The sequence below is a fragment of the Massilimicrobiota sp. An80 genome, assembly GCF_002159255.1.
Lineage (GTDB): Bacteria > Bacillota_I > Bacilli_A > Erysipelotrichales > Coprobacillaceae > Allocoprobacillus > Allocoprobacillus merdigallinarum.
Map to the genome: position 1 here is coordinate 1 of NZ_NFHI01000128.1, position 552 is coordinate 552.

Sequence of the window (552 nt, forward strand, 5' to 3'; positions counted from 1 at the left end):
GAAGAATAAAAATGAGAGAGTTCAGCATTGGTTGTGGTTCTGTTTCTGAAGATGAAGTAATAGATGAGCGAATAGAAATTCATATTTCTATTTCTGGTAAAGTCCTGTGTTCTCTTGCGACAGAGTCTGTTTGTGATATCAGAATGAATGATAGCATTAAACTCACTGAAGATAGCAGCCAGCTGAGAAGACTTAACTACATTATTCATCATCATAGACAAGACGAGGCTTTTTCTTGGCGAAAGCAGCCTTCAGAAAAGGAACGGATTCCTCATCAATCTGCCCAAAGTTGATAAGGACACGATGTTTAGGAACGCCAGAAGAATCACGATAGGATTCAACGAGTGCGCAAAAACAGGTATTTTTCTTACCCTTATTATTTTTGATAACTCTAACGAACATAGAAGCACCTTCTTTCTTAACTACATTATACAACAAAAGTAAAGGAAATAAGATAATAAATAGATAATTATACTTAACTACAAGTAAAAAAGACACTCTTTTATTTCCAAAAAAATAAAAAAGAGCCAACTTACTAAGTTGACTCCATTG

The 552-nt window shown here is 34.4% G+C and carries 1 protein-coding gene; it reads left to right on the forward strand.

Features of this window, described 5'->3' with window-relative positions; all coding sequences use genetic code 11:
• On the forward strand, positions 1 to 293 hold a 293-nt coding region (locus B5G32_RS14065; protein ID WP_204209781.1), incomplete at its 5' end, for a hypothetical protein.
• Positions 294 to 552: the final 259 nt, after the last annotated feature.